The organism is Desulfotruncus arcticus DSM 17038 (assembly GCF_900113335.1).
GTDB classification, from domain to species: domain Bacteria; phylum Bacillota; class Desulfotomaculia; order Desulfotomaculales; family Desulfallaceae; genus Desulfotruncus; species Desulfotruncus arcticus.
This window is the reverse complement of record NZ_FOOX01000001.1, coordinates 352,001-370,678: the sequence shown is the minus strand read 5'-3', so window position 1 is coordinate 370,678 and position 18,678 is coordinate 352,001. Positions and strand designations below refer to the sequence as shown.

At 42.4% G+C, this 18,678-nt stretch carries 24 protein-coding genes and 1 tRNA gene; 3 read left to right on the top strand and 22 right to left on the bottom strand.

What is annotated here, in order from left to right:
* Position 1 precedes the first annotated feature (1 nt).
* The 12 genes from BM056_RS01870 to BM056_RS01815 form a co-directional block, all read right to left on the bottom strand.
* Positions 2-355, bottom strand: a complete 354-nt coding sequence (locus BM056_RS01870; RefSeq protein ID WP_092468145.1) for an SCP2 sterol-binding domain-containing protein — start codon at positions 353-355, stop codon at positions 2-4.
* Between the two features lie 32 nt (positions 356-387).
* A complete protein-coding gene (locus BM056_RS01865) occupies positions 388-1,305 on the bottom strand; it encodes a DUF8754 domain-containing protein (protein ID WP_092468143.1) in 918 nt (305 codons plus the stop codon).
* A gap of 281 nt (positions 1,306-1,586) precedes the next feature.
* Positions 1,587-1,766 carry a hypothetical protein gene (locus tag BM056_RS01860; protein WP_092468141.1) on the bottom strand — a complete coding sequence of 60 codons (180 nt, stop codon included), beginning with the start codon at positions 1,764-1,766 and terminating at the stop codon, positions 1,587-1,589.
* A 21-nt stretch (positions 1,767-1,787) separates the two neighbouring features.
* Complete coding sequence (locus BM056_RS01855; protein ID WP_092468139.1) at positions 1,788-2,183, bottom strand: hypothetical protein; 396 nt, start codon at positions 2,181-2,183, stop codon at positions 1,788-1,790.
* Between the two features lie 109 nt (positions 2,184-2,292).
* Positions 2,293-3,042 (bottom strand): CpaE/TadZ family protein, encoded by a 750-nt coding sequence (locus BM056_RS01850; protein ID WP_092468137.1) that lies wholly within the window; start codon positions 3,040-3,042, stop codon positions 2,293-2,295.
* A 75-nt stretch (positions 3,043-3,117) separates the two neighbouring features.
* A complete protein-coding gene (locus BM056_RS01845) occupies positions 3,118-3,723 on the bottom strand; it encodes a poly-gamma-glutamate hydrolase family protein (protein WP_092468135.1) in 606 nt (201 codons plus the stop codon).
* Between the two features lie 10 nt (positions 3,724-3,733).
* Positions 3,734-4,909 carry a CapA family protein gene (locus BM056_RS01840; RefSeq protein ID WP_092468133.1) on the bottom strand — a complete coding sequence of 392 codons (1,176 nt, stop codon included), beginning with the start codon at positions 4,907-4,909 and terminating at the stop codon, positions 3,734-3,736.
* Positions 4,887-6,338 carry a HAMP domain-containing sensor histidine kinase gene (locus BM056_RS01835; RefSeq protein WP_092468131.1) on the bottom strand — a complete coding sequence of 484 codons (1,452 nt, stop codon included), beginning with the start codon at positions 6,336-6,338 and terminating at the stop codon, positions 4,887-4,889. Before BM056_RS01835 ends, BM056_RS01840 begins: the two co-directional genes overlap by 23 nt.
* A 7-nt stretch (positions 6,339-6,345) precedes the next feature.
* On the bottom strand, positions 6,346-7,020 hold the full coding sequence (locus BM056_RS01830; RefSeq protein WP_274377496.1) for a response regulator transcription factor: 675 nt from the start codon (positions 7,018-7,020) through the stop codon (positions 6,346-6,348).
* Between the two features lie 119 nt (positions 7,021-7,139).
* On the bottom strand, positions 7,140-8,291 hold the full coding sequence (locus BM056_RS01825) for a trypsin-like peptidase domain-containing protein (protein ID WP_092468129.1): 1,152 nt from the start codon (positions 8,289-8,291) through the stop codon (positions 7,140-7,142).
* A 145-nt stretch (positions 8,292-8,436) separates the two neighbouring features.
* Positions 8,437-8,853, bottom strand: coding sequence for a (deoxy)nucleoside triphosphate pyrophosphohydrolase (locus tag BM056_RS01820; protein WP_092468127.1), 417 nt, complete (start codon positions 8,851-8,853; stop codon positions 8,437-8,439).
* Between the two features lie 54 nt (positions 8,854-8,907).
* A complete protein-coding gene (locus tag BM056_RS01815; protein ID WP_092468125.1) occupies positions 8,908-9,411 on the bottom strand; it encodes a rubrerythrin family protein in 504 nt (167 codons plus the stop codon).
* Positions 9,412-9,641: 230 nt separating this feature from the next.
* On the opposite strand from BM056_RS01815, the gene BM056_RS01810 reads away from it, so the two are divergent.
* Positions 9,642-10,460 carry an enoyl-CoA hydratase gene (locus BM056_RS01810; protein ID WP_207648112.1) on the top strand — a complete coding sequence of 273 codons (819 nt, stop codon included), beginning with the start codon at positions 9,642-9,644 and terminating at the stop codon, positions 10,458-10,460.
* A 202-nt stretch (positions 10,461-10,662) separates the two neighbouring features.
* Entirely contained in the window at positions 10,663-10,860 is a 198-nt protein-coding gene (locus BM056_RS01805) for a cold-shock protein (RefSeq protein WP_092468123.1), read from the top strand.
* Between the two features lie 71 nt (positions 10,861-10,931).
* On the opposite strand, the gene BM056_RS01800 is transcribed toward BM056_RS01805, so the two are convergent.
* The 3 genes from BM056_RS01800 to BM056_RS01790 all read right to left on the bottom strand — a co-directional run bounded on the left by BM056_RS01800 (position 10,932) and on the right by BM056_RS01790 (position 12,126).
* Positions 10,932-11,381, bottom strand: coding sequence for a VOC family protein (locus BM056_RS01800; RefSeq protein WP_092468121.1), 450 nt, complete (start codon positions 11,379-11,381; stop codon positions 10,932-10,934).
* A 108-nt stretch (positions 11,382-11,489) separates the two neighbouring features.
* Complete coding sequence (locus tag BM056_RS01795; protein ID WP_092468119.1) at positions 11,490-11,855, bottom strand: PaaI family thioesterase; 366 nt, start codon at positions 11,853-11,855, stop codon at positions 11,490-11,492.
* A gap of 196 nt (positions 11,856-12,051) precedes the next feature.
* A tRNA-Arg gene (locus BM056_RS01790) sits at positions 12,052-12,126 on the bottom strand.
* Between the two features lie 253 nt (positions 12,127-12,379).
* Here BM056_RS01790 and BM056_RS01785 point away from each other — a divergent pair.
* The gene (locus BM056_RS01785) at positions 12,380-13,159 is read left to right on the top strand and encodes a flavin reductase (RefSeq protein WP_092468117.1); all 780 of its coding nucleotides are present in this window, start codon (positions 12,380-12,382) and stop codon (positions 13,157-13,159) included.
* Between the two features lie 11 nt (positions 13,160-13,170).
* Here BM056_RS01785 and BM056_RS01780 read toward each other — a convergent pair whose 3' ends face one another.
* The 7 genes from BM056_RS01780 to tsaE all read right to left on the bottom strand — a co-directional run bounded on the left by BM056_RS01780 (position 13,171) and on the right by tsaE (position 18,676).
* Positions 13,171-14,004 (bottom strand): ABC transporter permease, encoded by an 834-nt coding sequence (locus BM056_RS01780; protein WP_092468115.1) that lies wholly within the window; start codon positions 14,002-14,004, stop codon positions 13,171-13,173.
* A complete protein-coding gene (locus BM056_RS01775) occupies positions 14,004-14,915 on the bottom strand; it encodes an ABC transporter ATP-binding protein (RefSeq protein WP_092468113.1) in 912 nt (303 codons plus the stop codon). Before BM056_RS01775 ends, BM056_RS01780 begins: the two co-directional genes overlap by 1 nt.
* 14 nt (positions 14,916-14,929) lie before the next feature.
* Entirely contained in the window at positions 14,930-16,042 is a 1,113-nt protein-coding gene (locus BM056_RS01770; protein ID WP_092468418.1) for a DUF4367 domain-containing protein, read from the bottom strand.
* Positions 16,042-16,602, bottom strand: coding sequence for an RNA polymerase sigma factor SigX (locus BM056_RS01765; protein ID WP_238456264.1), 561 nt, complete (start codon positions 16,600-16,602; stop codon positions 16,042-16,044). Before BM056_RS01765 ends, BM056_RS01770 begins: the two co-directional genes overlap by 1 nt.
* A gap of 443 nt (positions 16,603-17,045) precedes the next feature.
* On the bottom strand, positions 17,046-17,510 hold the full coding sequence (gene rimI / locus BM056_RS01760) for a ribosomal protein S18-alanine N-acetyltransferase (RefSeq protein ID WP_092468111.1): 465 nt from the start codon (positions 17,508-17,510) through the stop codon (positions 17,046-17,048).
* Positions 17,497-18,216 carry a tRNA (adenosine(37)-N6)-threonylcarbamoyltransferase complex dimerization subunit type 1 TsaB gene (tsaB, locus tag BM056_RS01755; protein ID WP_092468109.1) on the bottom strand — a complete coding sequence of 240 codons (720 nt, stop codon included), beginning with the start codon at positions 18,214-18,216 and terminating at the stop codon, positions 17,497-17,499. Before tsaB ends, rimI begins: the two co-directional genes overlap by 14 nt.
* Complete coding sequence (tsaE, locus tag BM056_RS01750; RefSeq protein WP_092468107.1) at positions 18,197-18,676, bottom strand: tRNA (adenosine(37)-N6)-threonylcarbamoyltransferase complex ATPase subunit type 1 TsaE; 480 nt, start codon at positions 18,674-18,676, stop codon at positions 18,197-18,199. The genes tsaB and tsaE overlap by 20 nt, the downstream gene beginning before the upstream one ends.
* Positions 18,677-18,678 lie beyond the last annotated feature (2 nt).

Genomic DNA, 18,678 nt, shown 5'->3' with positions numbered 1-18,678 from the left:
GCTACTCACCCCAAATCATTAAAGATATAAAATCCAATCTCACGATATCGTCTTCAGACCCCTTTAGAACCAAAGTACCGTTCATATATGGCTCGGTTGGCGTAATATCCCCATAAAACAAGTCGGCCAGGGTTTCGCTGTCTGAAGTGACAACCAAATTTGGAGTTGCGGATATCCCTTCGACTACCGATATTTCCCCGTCCTGCAGAATAATTGTATGCTTTGAATCCACATCTGTTGCCTCAATCAGAATGACCCTATTCCAGTCATGGTTCATAATCTTCAGCTTCTTATTATTGCTGTAGCCCTCCTGAAATGCGTTTAAGCTTTCTGTAATTTCACGATGTGTCGCCATATTATCCTCCACTAGTCTTTGAGGTTTTAGTGTTAACTTTTTAATTCAATAATTCTGGGTTTAAATTGAAGCTTATTAAGCAGATCCAGATATTCATCTGTTGAAATATCCGCCCAGGGCTTACCAAGCAGTGCAACCAATACCCCTTCCATTACGTTAGTGCCGAAGGACCGCCCTTCAAAAACAGGGGTTGTCGTAACAATTTTGCTGATCCCTTTGCCTTTGAGATATTCGATATCGTCAGTCGTCGTTGTATTGGTTATAATTATCTGCCCGCCCAGTTCGTCAGGCAAGTAGCGCTTTATAAGATGAAAATCACCTGCAATGATTTCTGCTTCCTCATAATATTGGGCGAATTTTTTAGTTTTTTCATCATCGCGTGCCTCTTGTTTTTTCCCTGTGGGATAAAGCATATGAAATGGAAGCTTGGTCATTTCAGGTAAAAGTTTTTGGGCAATTTCTTTAAGTTCCTCCAGGGTTTTGATGGGATAGGGGATTCCCGCAGCAAAGATCAAATCACCAAAAGTTACATCGCATTCAGCCTCATCAAAAGTCTCAGCCATCCCGAACCGGTCAACTGCGCTGACCATAAGTACCCTGGAGCCTTTTTTAACCAGATCAGTTTCTCTTAGTAAATATTTAACTGTTTCCCTTTCCAGGGTGTTTTTAAGGCCACTTCCGTCCACCACCGGAGTTGTTTTAACAGATTCCATCATTTTCAGGCCGTCTTGAAAAGCATATCGTTTATTTCCGGCATAAACAAAAACATCAATACCACCAAGACCTATGGCGTCAACCTGTCCATCAAGTTCTCGGAGCTTGGCCAAGGCGCGATCAAAATCACCATCCACTCCGATACGACTAATCTCAAATTGCTCTCCCAGTAGTTCAACGATTACCTTGTGATCACGCCGGGACGTGCCTAAACTAACACTGACCACGCGCTTCAAAACATAGACCTCCATTCAAAATAACCTCAACATCCTTTACCATTGTAACCAAATTACACTAAAAATACAAGCCAGGCAACGCCAGGAGCTGATTAGATAATTAGTTACTATGTAAATCTATATCGTTCTAATGTCATGGCGAGGAGCGAAGCGACGCGACAATCAATGCGTATCAGGAAAGGGGACACTACCGCACCTGTGGGTTTAGGCTTTGGGGTCTGAGATTGCCACGCTGCGCCCGCAATGACAGAAATAGGCGATGAAGATCAATTAGCAAGCGGCTATTTTTTAATTATGTTATCGGGATTTATTTGTTGGGCTCGCTCAAGTATTTCCAGCGCTTCGTCAAATGCGTCAACATAATCTGACTTTAACACATTAATCTCAGCGTTTGAAAGTACTGAGAAATTCACATCCTTGTTGGTAGTCTTATAATTTGTATCCGAACTGATATTGCTCATAATAATCCACCCTCCAAAGAATTACATTTTACCGCCGCTATCTTTTATTATTGCCTTGGCGCTGTTAAACAAATCATCAGTGGTAACTGCGGTAACCATAAAAGCCGTCCCACCGGCTACCCCATAATTGTGATCGCCGATACCGCTTACTGATGGATCTGCCGCTTTAAGTACCCTTGTATCATCGTCGATCATGCTGTCCGTGCCGGCAGAATATAGTGTGAGACCGGTTATAGTTTCAGCTCGTCCGGCTATTGGGTTATTAATTTCAGCGTCATTGTTTACTCCAAACCTGCTGATGCGGTCAACCTGAACTTCCTCTATGCCAGCTCTTTTTAATTCTTCTGCTGCTTTTCGGGCGTCATTGGAAGTTGGAAAATAAGCTAATAACGCACGTTCGCCTTTTTTTAACTGCATAGCCATGCCTCCTTGATCTAGCTAATACTATTTTGCTCAGGCAGAGCAATAATATGTTATTGATGTAAGTTTAAATAAAAAAATCCCGCAGAGCGGGTTAGTGGAAATGTTATTCAAGCCGATTAGCGATACGTCCAATTTCTTCAGTAAAGCGTGAACTGCGAACGGTGCTGAAAATTTTACCCTGCTTTTTTTTCCCTGCCAGATCCGGGAAATTGGGTAAGACACCATCGAGCGGTATTCCCATTGCAATGCTAATTTGCTCCGGGTTTTCATCTGCAAAGGTTGGAAAACGATTTAAAACAAAGCCTAAACAATCCTGATTAAAACCTTCATCAACCAACAAACGTAAAAGCATCTCAGCGTTTCGCTGGTTAAAATTAAGAAAATCAGCAACCATTAAAACCTTATCCATGCGAAACATCAGATCCAAAGTATAATCTCTCATCGCATTATTGGTATCGAAGATAACAGTGTCAAAAGCAGTTGCTTGAATACTGCGCACAACAATATCCATACCGTTAAGAAGTAAAGGTGAATTACAATGACTTTGGTCAAAATTGGTTGTTAAAACCTTTAAGCCTGAAGGGTGATCTTGATAAAACTTAGTTATTTCATTGGGCTGGTAGATTATTTTCCAACAGGGGGCCGTTTCCATTCTATTAAATATATCGTCAAGCCAATCTCCGATATTAGGTGTTTTTTTGAGATCCAATATTTCAGTTAACTTGCCTTGACTCAAGTCCATATCAACAAGAAGGGTATTATAGCCCTGACGCTGCCGGTAACCTGCCAGTTCTTTGGCAGCGGTGGTTTTCCCGGAACCTGTGGTGAAACCGTAAACTGCCACAGCTTTCATTAAAACTCCCCCTCTTGTATAAAAATTCAATCAATTCCACCTGACTCCTTTAAATGAAATAAAAAATATCTCTCTTCACATGTTGCTGCAAAAATGTAAGACACTCCGCATAGCTGTAATAAAGGTTATAAAGCAGGGAGTTGTACGCTTTCTCATTGGGAAATCAGGAAACAGCATTAACCTGAGCCCGCCGGTTAGTTCAAGTTGTACTCCTTTGCCCTGAGAATTCCTATTGCAAATATTAGTTTTACCGATACCTGGAAATTTAGGGTGCTCAGAAACATCAAAACCTGCCGATGTTAACGTAGTCTTGATGAGTTGCCTTAGCTCAGAATCCAGGCCGCCAATATATATTTTCTTTCTGGTCATATCCTTACAGCCATGAATGGCGATGGTTCTCTTTGAATTGGTGACTAGTTTTAGCGCTATTGGTTCATCAAATTTAGTGCTGGTGATATGCAGATCACGGTAGGCGTTATCCTTTAGGCCGCAAAAACTATAATAGCCCCAGGTTCCGCCCGCTATAGCTGCAGCAAGTTCTGTGGTTCCAGGTTCAATCCTGCCTCCGTGCGGCGCTAGCATCAAAATTGGTGATTCTGCCTGACCATAAATAATCTCATAATCTAAGCCTAAAACTTCATTGCTTTTCAATTCTTCAAAAGAACTGTATTTATCAGCCATTAAATTAACCTCATTCCAGCTCTATTTCACCGTTTGCGTCAATTGTTGTACCCATTGAGCCAGATAAATTCTGCAATCTTTTAATAATTGCTGCACTCGTTTTCTCGTCAGCCAGTATGGTGCGTCCAGGTTCGATCCAGGCAGGTATAAGCCTTGCTCCACAAATTCCCGACTTGTCAACATCAATATTTATAATAACGCTCTGACGTCCCCTGGTATCCCTGGACAGAGTAAAAATAAAATTACCCGCACTATAAAATATCAGGCCGTTGTTATAACTTTCCACTCCCTGAAGTACATGTGGGTGATGACCCAAGATGCAATCGGCTCCGCTTTCAATCAATTTATGAGCCAAATTTTGCTGGATTATTGTTGGCATATCAGACATTTCTTCACCCCAGTGCATAGATATTATTACAATATCAACCTGTTTGCTCAGTTCGTTGATGGTATGCAGCAGCATTTGATAATCATGTCCGCTTGCTATGCCGGGGTTATCCGTGCCGGCTACCCACCAGCCTTCGGGGAAAATGCGAGAAAATGCTATTATCCCTATCTTAATGCCGTTTTTCTCCAGGATTGTTGGTTTGATGGCTTCATTTTTGGATATCCCCGCTCCGGCATGTAATATTCCGCAATTGTCAAGATTGACTAATGTTTCCGCTAGGGCATCTGTGCCAAAGTCAAGAATATGATTATTAGCCAGTGTAAGCACGTCAAACCCGGCCTTTTGCAGACCGGCAAGTGCATCGGGCGCAGCTAAAAAAGTGTATTGTTTGTTCGGGACTGGCTGGTAATCTCCGCTGCCCACTGCGCACTCCAGGTTGCCAATGGTAAAATCAGCCGCTGCCAGGATATCCCGTACATCAAGCCAGGGAAAATCTGTACCCCGGGATTTTATAGCTTCACCCAGGTTTGAGGCCAGCATAATGTCTCCGGTCATATTAATAGATAGTACTTGTTTATCACTTTTATCCGGTAAAGCAGCTGCATTGTATAAAACGGGCTTAATAGCGGGTTCTTGTTTCATTAAGGGCGGCAACGATGGTTTTGACGGCTGTATAGTAATATTATAGTTATATATATTACCTGACTTCAGTAAATAGAGAAATGTAATGATCAAAATATTAAATATGATTAATAATACAATAATTTCTCTTTTATTAACTAAGGTGTCCCTGGCCATTCAATAACCCCCCGCTGATTTGTTTACACATGGGCAAACTGACGGTAAAAATACATCCACCGCCCTGCCTGTTCGCGGCTGTAATCGTACCGTTGTGCTGCTCTACTACCCAACGGGCGATGGCGAGGCCAAGTCCGGAACCTTCTTTGCCCCTGGTATGCTCCCCTCTGTAAAACCTGTCGAAAATCCTGCCTTCTTCACCTGGCGGTAAACCGGGTCCGGTGTCCGCGACAGCAATTTCCAACAGCTGGTTTTGCTTCCTGGTTAATGCTAGCGTTACTTCCGATCCAGCGAGAGAATACTTGAATGCGTTTTCCAGCAGAATAAACAGAAGCTGGCTTAAATAAACATAATTACCCCAGATATGAATTTCCGAAGGACAATCGTTTTTTACGTTTAAGGTTTTATCGCTGGTGATAAAACGTGCTTTCCTTGTTACTGACTGAATAAGCTCTTCTAATAGAACATCCTCTTTTTCGAACTCATAGCCTGCATCGGCACGCGCAAGGGCCAGCAAATCTTCTACAAGCCTAGTAAGCCTGCGGGCTTCGTCAACAATATCATTAATGGCTGCCCTGGCCGGAGTTGGCCCCTCATCCACAATTTTTAAAAGTAATTCCGCATTACCCCTGATTGTGGTGAGCGGTGTACGAAGTTCGTGTGAAGCATCTGATACGAATCGACGCTGCATTTCATAGCTTTCATGTAAACGGTGGTAAGTATTCTCCAAACGTTCAAACATAGCATTAAGCGTATCAGCAAGGCGGCCGAGCTCATCACCGGAATGGTAATAATCAATACGCTTACTCAGGTCACCGCTGCTTTCAATGGAGGCGGCTGTTCTAATCATCCGCTCGACCGGCCTCAGGGCTGTTCTGGCCAAAAACCATCCCACAATACCAGCAAGAATGACCGCGGCAATTGATCCAATGGTTACAAAAAAACGTAATTGAGTCAGAAGCAAATTGATAGTGGATAAAGTTCTGCCTACTTGCAGTAATCCGATTACCTGCCCTGCAAAAATCATTGGCACGTTATAAACCCGAATATCCTGGTTGCCGGCTCGGACTGTTTCATAAAATCTATCTCCCCTTAAAGCGGAACGAAGGGTATATTCACTAAGAGGAAGATCTTGCTTGCCCAGATTGCTTGATTTTGAGAGAACTTTTCCTCTCACATCCACTATTTGCAGATAAGTGTCTGGCGAGGCAAATACGTCAATATCAGGAAGTACAACTTCTTTGAGAAACAACGAGGAATTCTCAATTTTTATCGATTTTATTACTGAAGATGCTTTGGCGGCAATGCCCTGATCGATTTCCTTGTAAATAAAATGAGAAGTGGCAATAAAAATAATGGAGGTCACAATTAACAGAACCAGGCTGAGTACACCGGAATAAAGCAGTATCAGCTTTACCCGTAATGACATTCCTTCTTCACTCCTTTAAGGTATAACCGACCCCGCGTACGGTGTGGATTAATCTACTCATGCCGCCGTGTTCAAGTTTGTGGCGCAGGTTTCCTATAAATACCTCCAATACATTTGATTCTCCGGAAAAATCCAACCCCCAAACTTGTTCCATCAACGAATCGCGAGTTAAAACCTGGCGCGGGTATTCTAAAAATATTTTAAGCAGTTCGAATTCCTTCGTGGTTAATACTATTACGTGATTATTACGTCTGGCTTCCCTTTTTTCAACATCAAGCGTCAAATTGCCACAGCTCAATATTCGTTTATCAGATGTTTTGGTTCTAGCCGTCCTGCGCAGTAATGCCCTTACCCTGGCTAAAAGCTCTTCCAGGGCAAACGGTTTAACTAAGTAATCGTCAGCCCCAACATCCAAGCCACGTACTTTATCTGCTACTTCATCCTTGGCAGTAAGCATGAGAATGGGTACATCGCTAATTAGCCTGATTTGTCCGCACACTTCCCAGCCGCTCATACCCGGCATCATAATATCTAAAATAACCAAATCCGGTTTAATCCTTTCGGCTTCTCGCAAACCTTCACGCCCGTTTGACGCCAGAAAAACCTCATGACCTTCGAAGGTAAGCACCCTGTGCATCATGGATGAAATTTTTTCGTCATCGTCTATAAACAATATGCGCAATCACAACACTCCTTGATAAATTGCAAATTAATGACATATTTCTTCATTAATATAACAAATCCTACTCACTATTGCGCTGAATAAAAAAATACCCGCATTTAAGCGGGTATTTTTTTTATTTATTTTTCCACTAAAGTGACAGTTACATACCTCTGGGATCCGTTTGATTCAATAAGTAGTGTAACTTTGCTGCCGACTTTGCTTTTTTGAATCAGGTCTGTAATATTGGCGGCATCAGTGACCTTTTGTTTGTTTATTTCCAGGACAATATCTCCTTGTTTTAATCCCGCTTTATCCGCCGGTGAATCAGGAACTATCCCGGCAATAATTGCTCCCTGTTTGCTGTTTAGATTTAACTGACTGGCTAAATCGGCTGTTAAGGTTTGGATATAAACACCCATATACGGTCTGGAAATCTTACCTTTTTGAATAAGTGTGTCTAATACGGATTTTACAGTACTGGACGGAATGGCAAAGCCAATCCCCTGGGCCTGTGCATTAACTGCCGTGTTGATCCCAATTACCTGGCCGGCTAAATTTAATAGCGGCCCGCCACTATTACCGGGATTAATGGAAGCATCAGTTTGCAGCAGGTTTTTATATTGTCTGTCTTCTACTTGTACCGGCCTGCTCTTTGCACTGATAACACCGGTTGTTACTGTATGGTCCAAACCGTAGGGGTTGCCTATGGCAATAACCCACTCACCAACACGGGCGGCATCAGAGTCGCCTAATGAAATATACGGTAATTTTTTACCGGCATCAATTTTTAGCACGGCCAGATCCAGTTCGGAGTCTGAACCGATTACTTTGGCACTTAAGGGATTTTCACTGTCCGAGAGATATACTTTAATATCAGTGGCTCCGTCTATAACGTGCTCATTAGTTAGAATATAGCCGTCATCGCTGATAATAAAGCCCGATCCCATACCTTTTTGGATATTGGGCTGTGAATACATAGGACCCTGGTTGCCAAAAAACTGCCTGAAGAACGGGTCGTTAAAAAACGGGTCGCTCCTTTGACTTTGCACTTGTTCAGTTGTTTCAATCTTCACGACTGATTTACTGGTCTGTTCTACTACATTAGCAACAACATTTGTTCCTATTGGTGAAGAATTGATTAGGGGTTGCGTTGTGCTAGTTGATTCTGCGGCCATTGCCGGCCTATCGTTGTTGAAGTAGCTAAAAATTCCTCCCAGAAGTGCAATCTCAATAACCACAGCGGCTATGACAGCCAAGATCAAAGCTCTGCGGGGATTATCTTTAAACATTTTAACCAGCCTCCTGAAATTTTTATTTGCCTAGTTACATTTTGGCAAATAAAAATTAAAGCAGGCTGAAACGAAAATAAATATTTATTAATAATTATGTGAAGCTTTGCACTTAATCTTAGTTGTGCAAACAGGCAAGATAACACTAAGGTACTTGAAATTCGGATTTAAGCTTTTCAACTACAGGTATGTCTGCAGGTGAAAAATCATACCCGTCATCAAGTTCAGCAATGCTGACCCACCTAAAATCATGGCAGTCCCTGGCCTGGATGTTGCTCATATTGATTTTGCTTGGTTGACACCGGCAATAGTAACATAGCAAAATCACCTGTCTTTCCTCATATACATGGGATACGACATGGAATATATCTCCGACATTGATTTTCAAGCCCAGCTCTTCATCTATTTCTCTGGCCAGGCATTCTTCCGGTGATTCTCCCGGTTCTATTTTACCGCCGGGAAACTCCCATTTTAAAGCCTGATGCACATTTTCATTACGCTGGGTGATCAGTACCTTGTCTCCCACAAAAATTATCGCTGCCGTAACTACTAATATTCGCATGGTTAGTCCTTCCCTTGCTGAATATGAGGCTTTGTTCAGGTAATTTGAGATCAACTAATATTTTTTAAAGGAGCTTGCCGGGGCGTTGCATATAGGGCAGCGTTCAGGTGCGTGATCAACTGCAACATAACCGCACACCGGGCAAAGGTAAAAAGACTCCGCCGGCATGTCGCCGCCTGCTTCCAGCGCCGCCAGCGCCTTTTTATACAACTCGGCATGAACTTTCTCAGCTTCATTGGCAAGGTCGAAGCTTTTTGCCGCAGCCTTCTCGCCTTCCTCTTGGGCAGTGGCGATAAAATCCGGGTACATAATATCAAATTCGTAGGTTTCCCCTTCAATGGCCGCCTTTAAATTATCAATTGTTGTACCTACTTTGCCTGCTGTTTGAAGATGTTTTAAGGCATGGATCGTCTCTGCTTCTGCTATCGTTCTGAACAGCCGGGCGATTTTTTCGTTTCCTTCCTTTTCCGCTTTCTGGGCAAAAGCCAGGTATTTCCGGTTGGCTTGCGATTCTCCGGCAAAAGAAGCCATTAAATTATCCATGGTTTTTTTACTCATAATAAATACCTCCTCATCAAAAATCCTGTGTTAAGCAGTATTGGATAAAGCATTGCCAAAATTATCATAATTATACCAGGAATTATTGCAATAGCAAACCTGCCTTAACGGCATGGGCCGATACCGGATATCAGCTATTATTCAATATTGTGTTTACAATTGGAAGCAGGAGTTTATTAAGGTATGTTTAATTTTAAAATTTAAAGGAGGTGGGTAGCCGGTATTCTAAAATGTCGGTAAATTTTGATATTTCAAAAAAGGTGCCGGTAAATGATATGGGATTAGAAAATTTGTTATATGAACCAAAGGGCAATGTTGGCGTAATTAGCTTAAATCGTCCCGAAAAACGTAACGCACTTTCCCGCGGGTTGCTTATGGAGTTGACTGGTTTTATAAATGAATTGGCCCTGGATAAAAAGGTTAATGTAATAATTATCAAAGGTCTTGGGAAAACCTTTTCTGCAGGGCACGACCTGAAAGAAATTTATGAGTCCGATCCACAAGAAGTCTTAAAATTGTTTCAAACCTGCTACCAAACAATGCAAGCCATACGAGAAATTTCCAAGCCCGTTATTGCGCAGGTACACGGGGTTGCAACGGCTGCCGGCTGCCAATTAGTTGCCGCCTGTGACCTTGCAGTAGCTGCAGAAGACGCTTTATTTGGGACACCGGGGGTTAAAATAGGTATTTTTTGCACCACCCCGGCGGTATTTTTAAGCAGAAACGTGGGCAGGAAAAAGGCCATGGAAATGCTTTTAACAGGTGACTTGATTTCCGCAAGTGAAGCGCTTTTACATGGCCTTGTAAACAAAGTGGTACCTCTGGAAAACCTGGACAGCGAAACATTTAGCATGGCAGAAAAAATTGCCGGCTTAAGTGCCAGCGCTATTGCCGTGGGGAAAAGGGCATTTTACCAACAACTCAATATGGATGATTTTCAGGCACTGAATTATGCCAGTGAAGTTATCAGCTTAAACAGTACTACCCGGGATGCACGGGAAGGCATTGGAGCTTTTATAGAAAAAAGGGAACCAAAATGGAAGGACTAAACTTAGAGACACAATTACTAAGCTATGCATATGCGAAAAAGGCAGGATCCGAATAATAGGATTTGCTATTTTAATTAAACTATGGTAGAGTATTGCATGTGTTAAAAAGTATAGAACATAAACCATTTTGGACCTTTTTTGTTGTGATTGGTCAAGGTTTTGAGTTTTAGCTTTTTGATCAATTCTTAGAAAAGGAGGTTTCATAATGGAAGGTAAAGTTAAATGGTTCAATGCCGATAAAGGATTTGGTTTTATTGAAACAAGTGAAGGCAATGATGTATTTGTTCACTTTTCGGCAATCCAGGGCGAAGGCTTTAAAACCCTTGAAGAAGGTCAAAGTGTAACATTTGACATCGTCGAAGGCAATCGTGGCCCCCAAGCCGCAAATGTACAAAAGTAATTGCATAATAATAAAGCACATTAATAAGGCAGGATCATATAAGTGATCCCGCCTTATTATTATGTTTAGAATTATCTCCAATTTAAAATTTCAACAAGATTGCCTTCGGGGTCTCTCATATAAGCAATTGTTAAAATGCCAGCGTCTGCTACTTCTTGCTCCGCTAATGCACCCAGTGCGCTGCCGCCATGTTCTATAACTTTGTCGAAATAGTACTGGACATCATCTACCAAGAACGCAATATGGGCAAATCCAGGCTTGTTTATGGCAGGAGGTCCATTGTTTTCATCCTGCTTGTTATAGGTAAAAATCTCTAATGTTGGACCGTCTGCATATCCTGGCAGACGAAGATGAATACCCCTTATGTGAACATTTGATAAATTGGTAACTTTGTCTATCCATTCACCCTGGAGATTCCGTTCCGGATACACAAGCTCACACCCAAAAACATTAATATAAAACTGGGCAAGTTTTTCCCAGTTACATGAAATGATATTTGTATGGGCAAATTTTATTTTCATTGGCTTTTACCTCCACTTCTATTCCAGTATGGATCTGTTAAACAGGATGATTTCTGTCTTTAACATTTTCAAAATAAACGGCTTCTTTACATCCCAAGTTAAGCTTACTTAATCTATTCGGTAAACCAAGCCTTCCGCGATTGCGATAAGTGTGTCGTTGTCGTCCTTTACTTCCATACGATAAAGCCCTGTTTTTTTAGTTAGATTGTCTTCAGCTGCTATTGCAGTTAGAGTTGCTCCTTCCCGGGTGGTTTTTACAAAATGAATTGTTACGTCTAATGCTAATGCAAGTGGTCCGTGAGAATTACTGGCTGCAGCGAATACAACATCCGCTAAGCTAAAAATTGCGCCACCATGAGTAACACCGGCTCCGTTAAGTAATTCTTTGGTTACCTTCACGGTAGCCTTGGCGTAGCCAGGTTTTACTTTAAGCAACTTGATTCCCAGGTGTTCTGCTAAAGCATCTTTTTCCATGTATTATCACCTTTTTCTTCTTAGCATAGCACAAACTTGAAATCAGGAAAAACATATTATCACCCGGGTTAATTAAATCCGGAGTTATACCGCCATCCAATTCATCACAAACCAAAAATAACATAGAACAAGACCCCAAAATTAAAACCCGCAAATCCTTAAAATTCAAGGATTCACGGGTTTTAAAAATTTTTACTGGTGCGCCTGACAGGAATCGAACCTGTGCACCCGGCTCCGGAGGCCGGCGCTCTATCCCCTGAGCTACAGGCGCATGCCAAAAATGCTACATAGAACATTGTATCACAAATAAATAATATTGCAAGTGAAATATCATCAAACACAGACCAAAATGTCCAAGGTAACGTCAGGTTTTTTGCTGTTGCTTAACTTACGCAAATAATACAAATTGAATAGTATAGGTGATGACAAAGCAAATTAAGCTTTAATTAATTTTAATGTAATGTTTTTTTAATTTTACACCTTTAGAATTAATTTGTCTAAAAAAATTAGGAAGGTGAATATAATTGAAATTTTGGAGATGTACTGTTTGCGGATGGCTGCATGAAGGAGACAATCCTCCGGAACACTGTCCCAGATGTGGGGCTCCTGCTGAAAAATTTGAACTTGTTGATATGGCCGAATATGATCTTGCTGATGAAGAAGCTGCCGCTCCAGTAGTTAAAGAGTTAACGGAAGCTGATAAAAACCGGATACAGCCGGCCTTATACAGAATTTCTTACGGGTTGTTTATTGTAGGCTCCAAAGACGGCGATAAGATTAATGCCCAAACCTGTAACACAGTATTTCAAATTACCAGTACCCCAATGAGGGTTGTAGTTGGCGTCAATAAAAACAACTTAACTAATGACTACATCAAGAAGAGCGGGGTTTTTACCGTCTGCATTTTGGGACAGGAAGACAGGCAAATGGTAGGTCAGTTTGGCTACCGCTCCGGCCGGGAAATAAATAAATTTGAAAATGTTAAGTACTCCATTGGCGTAACCGGAGCCCCCATTATTGACCAGTGCATTGCCTACCTGGAGTGCCGGGTCGATTCTGAGTTGACAATTGACGTAGGAACTCACACTATGTTCGTGGGTGAAGTCATAGAAGGTAATGTGAAAAACGAAAGCGAGCCTATGACTTATGCCTTTTACAGACAGAATAAAAACAAGCCGGCTAAAACTCCAGCAGCAAAGCAATGGCGGTGCAAGGTTTGCGGCTATATACATACCGGTGAAGAACCACCTGAAACATGCCCGGTATGCGGGGCACCGAGTAGTGAATTTGAACTGGTGCAATAGATGTTAAGATCTTAGATATTTCTTTTATTAAAGCTGTAAACAGCCAGACCGACCAACAGCAGAACGTAGAAAATAGCATAAACCACCATCCATACACTGGGTTCAACCATGCTGCCAAACGGTCCCAACTGCTGAAGCGCCGTCATCGGGTTGCCGGTGGGGTTCAGCAGGCTGTTTACGATTTTGCGGTAAAGTGCATCGACAGGCATGATTAAGCTGGCAATAATGCCTGCTTTTTGCAGAGTGACGTTGTTGATTAACCAGGCTATTTGTTCAACCATACCGCCTATTATGCCAATCATGTAAACGGTGAAAGCAACAACGCCATTGGCAATGGTAGAGATAATGGTAGAACCCAAAAGCGTAACCGCTAATAATATGATAGGCTGCAGAGCAAACAGGGCTGCAGCCTTCCACAATCCCGTAAGTTCCAGCCCAGTTTCTAAACGGATGATAAAATACAGTGCTAAGAAAAACAAAAAGGCATATAGTGCCAGAAATACGCCGGTACCCAAAAATTTGCCTAAAATTATATCGCAGCGGCGTACCGGCTTAATAATTATTGTTTGAATGATGCCGTTTTCGATTTCCGATGAAACGGTCCCGACTGTGGAGAATATAGCCAGAAAAGATACAATAAAACCACCAAAATACAAGCCCAATGATAAAATTTGTGGGAAAACAATATCTACGATCATAGGGTTTTGGTTTTGGGCTAAATCTTTAGCGGTATAGTGCACCCCTAAACCATAAAGTCCCAAAAAAATTCCTGCCAGAATTAATGAAAATATAAGTAGTTTTCTACTAAAGTGCTCTTTAAAAGTGAATTTTAAAATCGTCAGCATTAATGATCAACCCCGCCCGTCAGTTCTATAAAGGTCTCCTCCAGGGAAGACCGTTTCCTGGTCATTTCATATAAATGCGCTCCGCTTTTAATTACCGCCTCCGCCAGTCGAGGAATATCGTCCTCATTATTTACAAAAGCGGTAACGATATCGCCGTCGATAGTTAATGAAAGAGCGATATTGGATAACGCCAGTTTAACGATGTCGTTGATGCCGCTTAGCATCAATTCCACTGCTATTTCACCACTTTGCAGCTGTTCCAGGGAATCCTGCCTGAGGATCCTGCCTCCTTTAATGAAAGCCACCGTATCACAAACCATTTCAACTTCACTCAACAAATGGCTGTTTAAAAAAACAGTAGTTCCCGTATCTTTTAGCTGTAATAAGATCCTGCGCACTTCCATGCGCCCTAAAGGATCTAAGGCAGATGTCGGCTCGTCCAGAAAAATTAGTTCGGGATCGGACAGCAGGGCACAAGCCAAACCGGCTCTTTGTTGCATACCCTTACTGAAAGTGCGTATTTTTTGATGCTCTTTTCCAGTCAAGCCTACTGTATCAATAACAGCATTGATCTGCTTGCTTCTTTTTGAACTACTTAACTTGTATAGCTTAGAGTGAAATTCCAGTAGCTCGCGCAGGGTTAACCAGTCGTGATAACGGAAATTTTCCGGTAAAAATCCAATTTTACCTTTTATTTCAATGTTGTTTAAAGGATAGCCAAGCAGTCTGGCTTGGCCTGAGGTTGGGTATAACAGTCCTACCAGCATTTTTACCAGGGTACTTTTCCCCGCTCCGTTTGGTCCTAAAAAGCCGAAGATTTGCCCCCGGGGAACCCGGAGGCAAACATCGGTGCAACCTATTTTGTTGCCGTATATTTTAGTTAAGTTTATCGTTTCAATAGCTAGCTCCAACTGTGAACACACCTTTATTTCATTTGTTCTGCCATAGCAATGGCTGATTCGGCAGTAATGTTGTTGCCCATGATGGTATAGACTACCCCGTTATTATTCCACACAAGGGTTTTAAATTTGGCTTCTGAATTCCCGGAAGCTGAATCAATAAATACCCCCTGGTTTCCGTTTACCATAACTTCTTTTGATGTGCCGTTGACGTTTGGTATCAGTACAGTATGCTGCCAGTCATTGATAGCCTCTAATTGATTTTTAATACTGGCAGGAAGGGCAGGAATGCTTAACAGTGCATCTCTAACGGCTAAAACATCAATTCCATTGGGTGCTTTTAATTCCGGGCTTCTGGATTGTGCAACTATAATTTTGTCGCCACCTGTGTTATAAGTTGCGATAATTGCTGCCGGCATACTCAGGGTAAAAGTTTTTCCATCAAGGTCTTCAGGCAACAGTTTAGTGCTGTTCAGCGCTTGCAACAGTTTGTTGACATTACCAACATTCAGTGTCATCGTCATGGTTGAGCCGCTGGTCTTTTGCAGCTCAGGGTCTCCGTATTGTTTAATTTTCGGTAACTTAAGCTCGAAATCTACCGCTTCGGCTGCTTCTGCCGCACTTACACTGGTGGTTTCAATTTTTTCTGCAACCTCAACATTGCCAAAGTTTTTAACGTCAACTTGACTGGCTCCTTCGCGCAGCGCCAGTTCTATTTGCTGCATATCCCTGGGGTCAATGGTAATTGTCTGTACTCTTTCAACTCTGAATATGGTTAAAAATTCGCCTGCCATGCTGCGAACACCAGGGAAGCTAAATGTAGCAATCAAAGCCAGGCATGCTGCCGCAACTGCAATCATTCTCCTGGACCTGTTAAAAAACCCGGATGAATTTTTCGACATTCCGTTATCTCCCTTTGTTTTTTTAATTTCGTGCCAGGTACTGCTGCCGTTGGTTTGAGGATCAGCATTAATGTATGCACGCATCTTCAAACTGATAAAACTATCAATAGCTTTTAATTCCTCAACCTTTTGGCGGCACATCGCACATTGCTGAAGGTGATAATCAACCTCCCGCAACTGTTCTCCGTCCAGTTCGCCGTCAATATAAGCCTGCAGGATACCTTCTGTATAACACATCAGGCATCACTTCCTTTCGTCTGCATGTAAAATTTTTTAAATTTTAACTGTGATCGGGCGATGATGGTACCAACGGATGATTTTTTTAACCCCGTGGCTGATGCTATCTCTTCATACGAAAAACCAGAGTGTTTCATAATCAGGCAAAGCCTGCTTCGGTCATCCAGGCTAGCCAGCGCCCTCTTAATATAATCTGTTTCTTCACCTTTTATGGCATGTTCCTCGGGCGTGTCTGAAATGAACTTATGGTTAACCTTTTCTTCCCTGCGTTTGCGGCTTTTTTCACTGCGCATGTAATTATACGCCAAATTTGTTGCCACTCTGGCCAGCCACCCCCCGATGTTCTGGAAATCCGGCGGAGGGCTATGATATAACTTGATAAAAGTTTCCTGGGTTATATCTTCCGCCTCTGTCCGGTTTCCCAATAAATAAGTTAATTGACGGCAAACGAACGGATAATACCGGTTAAAAACTTCCTGGTAAACCGTCATGTTTATCTCACCTTCAGCCGGCTGATTGTAAGTTGAAGCTGACGGAAGCTTCAAGCTTTTCTTTCGCATATATAACACACCTACTTAACCAGAAGTGACAATGCAATAAATTTCATTAGAATAAAATATCTAGTACAAAAAACCGGGGTGGGTCCCCGGTATCCATAAACTGCTCATTCTAACTCCTGTCTACTAACTACTAACAAACCGTCACGCGGTTTAGCAGCTTCCTCAGGTAGGCCCGGCCAGGAAAAAAACAACCAAACCAACTATCCCTATGCCTATGGGCCAGGCACCCGGCAAATTGCCTAGAAGTGCAACCGCAATTATGGCCAAACCAATTAAGCGCAATAGCCACCTGTATTTTCCAAACATTTTAAAATCCTTTCTAATCATCCTTTTGAGATAATAAAGAAGACTTGGTTCAGGTTGGGTTTTGACCCCATCTGAACCTTAGTCGCACTTATATCGAGCTTACAGCCTGTTAATCCCCGACCTAAGAGGGCGGGGTCTTACAGGCTGTGCGAAGATAAATCCATCCACATAATAATGGCGTCTTCTTTGGTGTCGGTATAATATTGTTTACGCAAACCTTTTTCCACAAAACCCAGCTTCTGATAAAGGGCCCGGGCAGGTTTATTGGATGGCCGAACTTCCAGGGTAAAACGTTCAACACCCAATAAAGCAGCTCTGGAAATCAACTCTTGCATTAGGGTAAAGCCTAATCCGGTGCTGCGCCAGCCGGGGTGTATGGCAATGTTGGTGATATGGCCTTCGTCCAGAATTATCCATACCCCCGCATACCCAATAACCTGATTATCATCATTTAGAGCAACAATATAGTGAGCAAAATCATTATAGGTTAATTCATAATCGAATGCATTTTTTGACCAGGGTGTGGGAAAAGAAATATTTTCTATTAAAATCACTTGATCAAGATGTTCAAACATCATTTTTTCAAATTTAACATTGTCCATGACCGGAACGGCACCTTTCCTGCCACTTTATTTCAGCCTCCGATTTTCGTACATACTTTGGCAGCAGGTGCATTGGGCTCTCGCACTGACCGGCTGTGAATCTAGCCAGCCCAATTTCCGCAACTACAGCGCCTCTGGGGAAAGATGCGCATTTCGGGGCAAACCTGGCCAGATCACCCATCAGACTGTTTAATTCGCTCTGATATTCTGTCAATCCATCTCCCAAAAAAGTTACTTGTTGATTATATGACAGCAGTAATTCTGCCAATTGTTTCACGCCTGATGCAAAAGCCGGTTTAAGGCATACCTGCTGTCCATTATCCCAGCCGTATAAGGCTGCGTAAAGTTCTGATTTGCGGGCGTTTAGCACCGGGCAAATCAAGCCCGCAAGGCCGCTTAACGGATAAGCCAGAACATCCAGAGTGGGAATTCCGGCAACCTTTAGATTTAACACTTGGGCAAGTGTCTTTGCAGTGCTCATACCAATACGCAAACCTGTAAATGAGCCGGGGCCTATAGATACGGCTATGCCGGAAAGGTCTTTTTTGTTTACTCCGCAGTCAAGTAGTGTATCTCTGATCATAGGCAAAAGATTTACAGAATGCGTACGTTGATTATTGACCATTCTTTCCGCCAGTATTTTACCTTCCGCAGCCACTGCTACAGAAGCTACGGGTGTGGCTGCTTCAATCCCCAGAATGAACAAACTGCTTCAACTCCTTAACAATGTGCGCGAAACGACTGCCATAGGCAACAAAATACACCTGTCTGTACTCGTCTTTTCCTTCGGGTTTATTAATGAATATGTCCAGCCGGTCCGGCGGTAAATACTCTTCTATCAAGCCGGCCCATTCAATTAAAGTGACACCCTGTCCGTAGAAATACTCTTCGTAACCCAGATCTTCCAATTCATCAGGGGTCCCAAGCCTGTAAACGTCCATGTGGAACAGAGGGGTTTTGCCGGTATATTCATTAATCAATGTGAACGTTGGGCTTGTAATATGATCAGATATTCCCAGCCCAACGGCAATGCCTTTGGCCATACAGGTTTTGCCGGCTCCAAGTTCGCCGTTCAAAGTAACAATATCACCCGGTTGCAATAAACTGCCCAACAATTCGCCTAAATGTTTTGTTTCCAGGGAGGATTTGAGTTTTATACTAAACAATA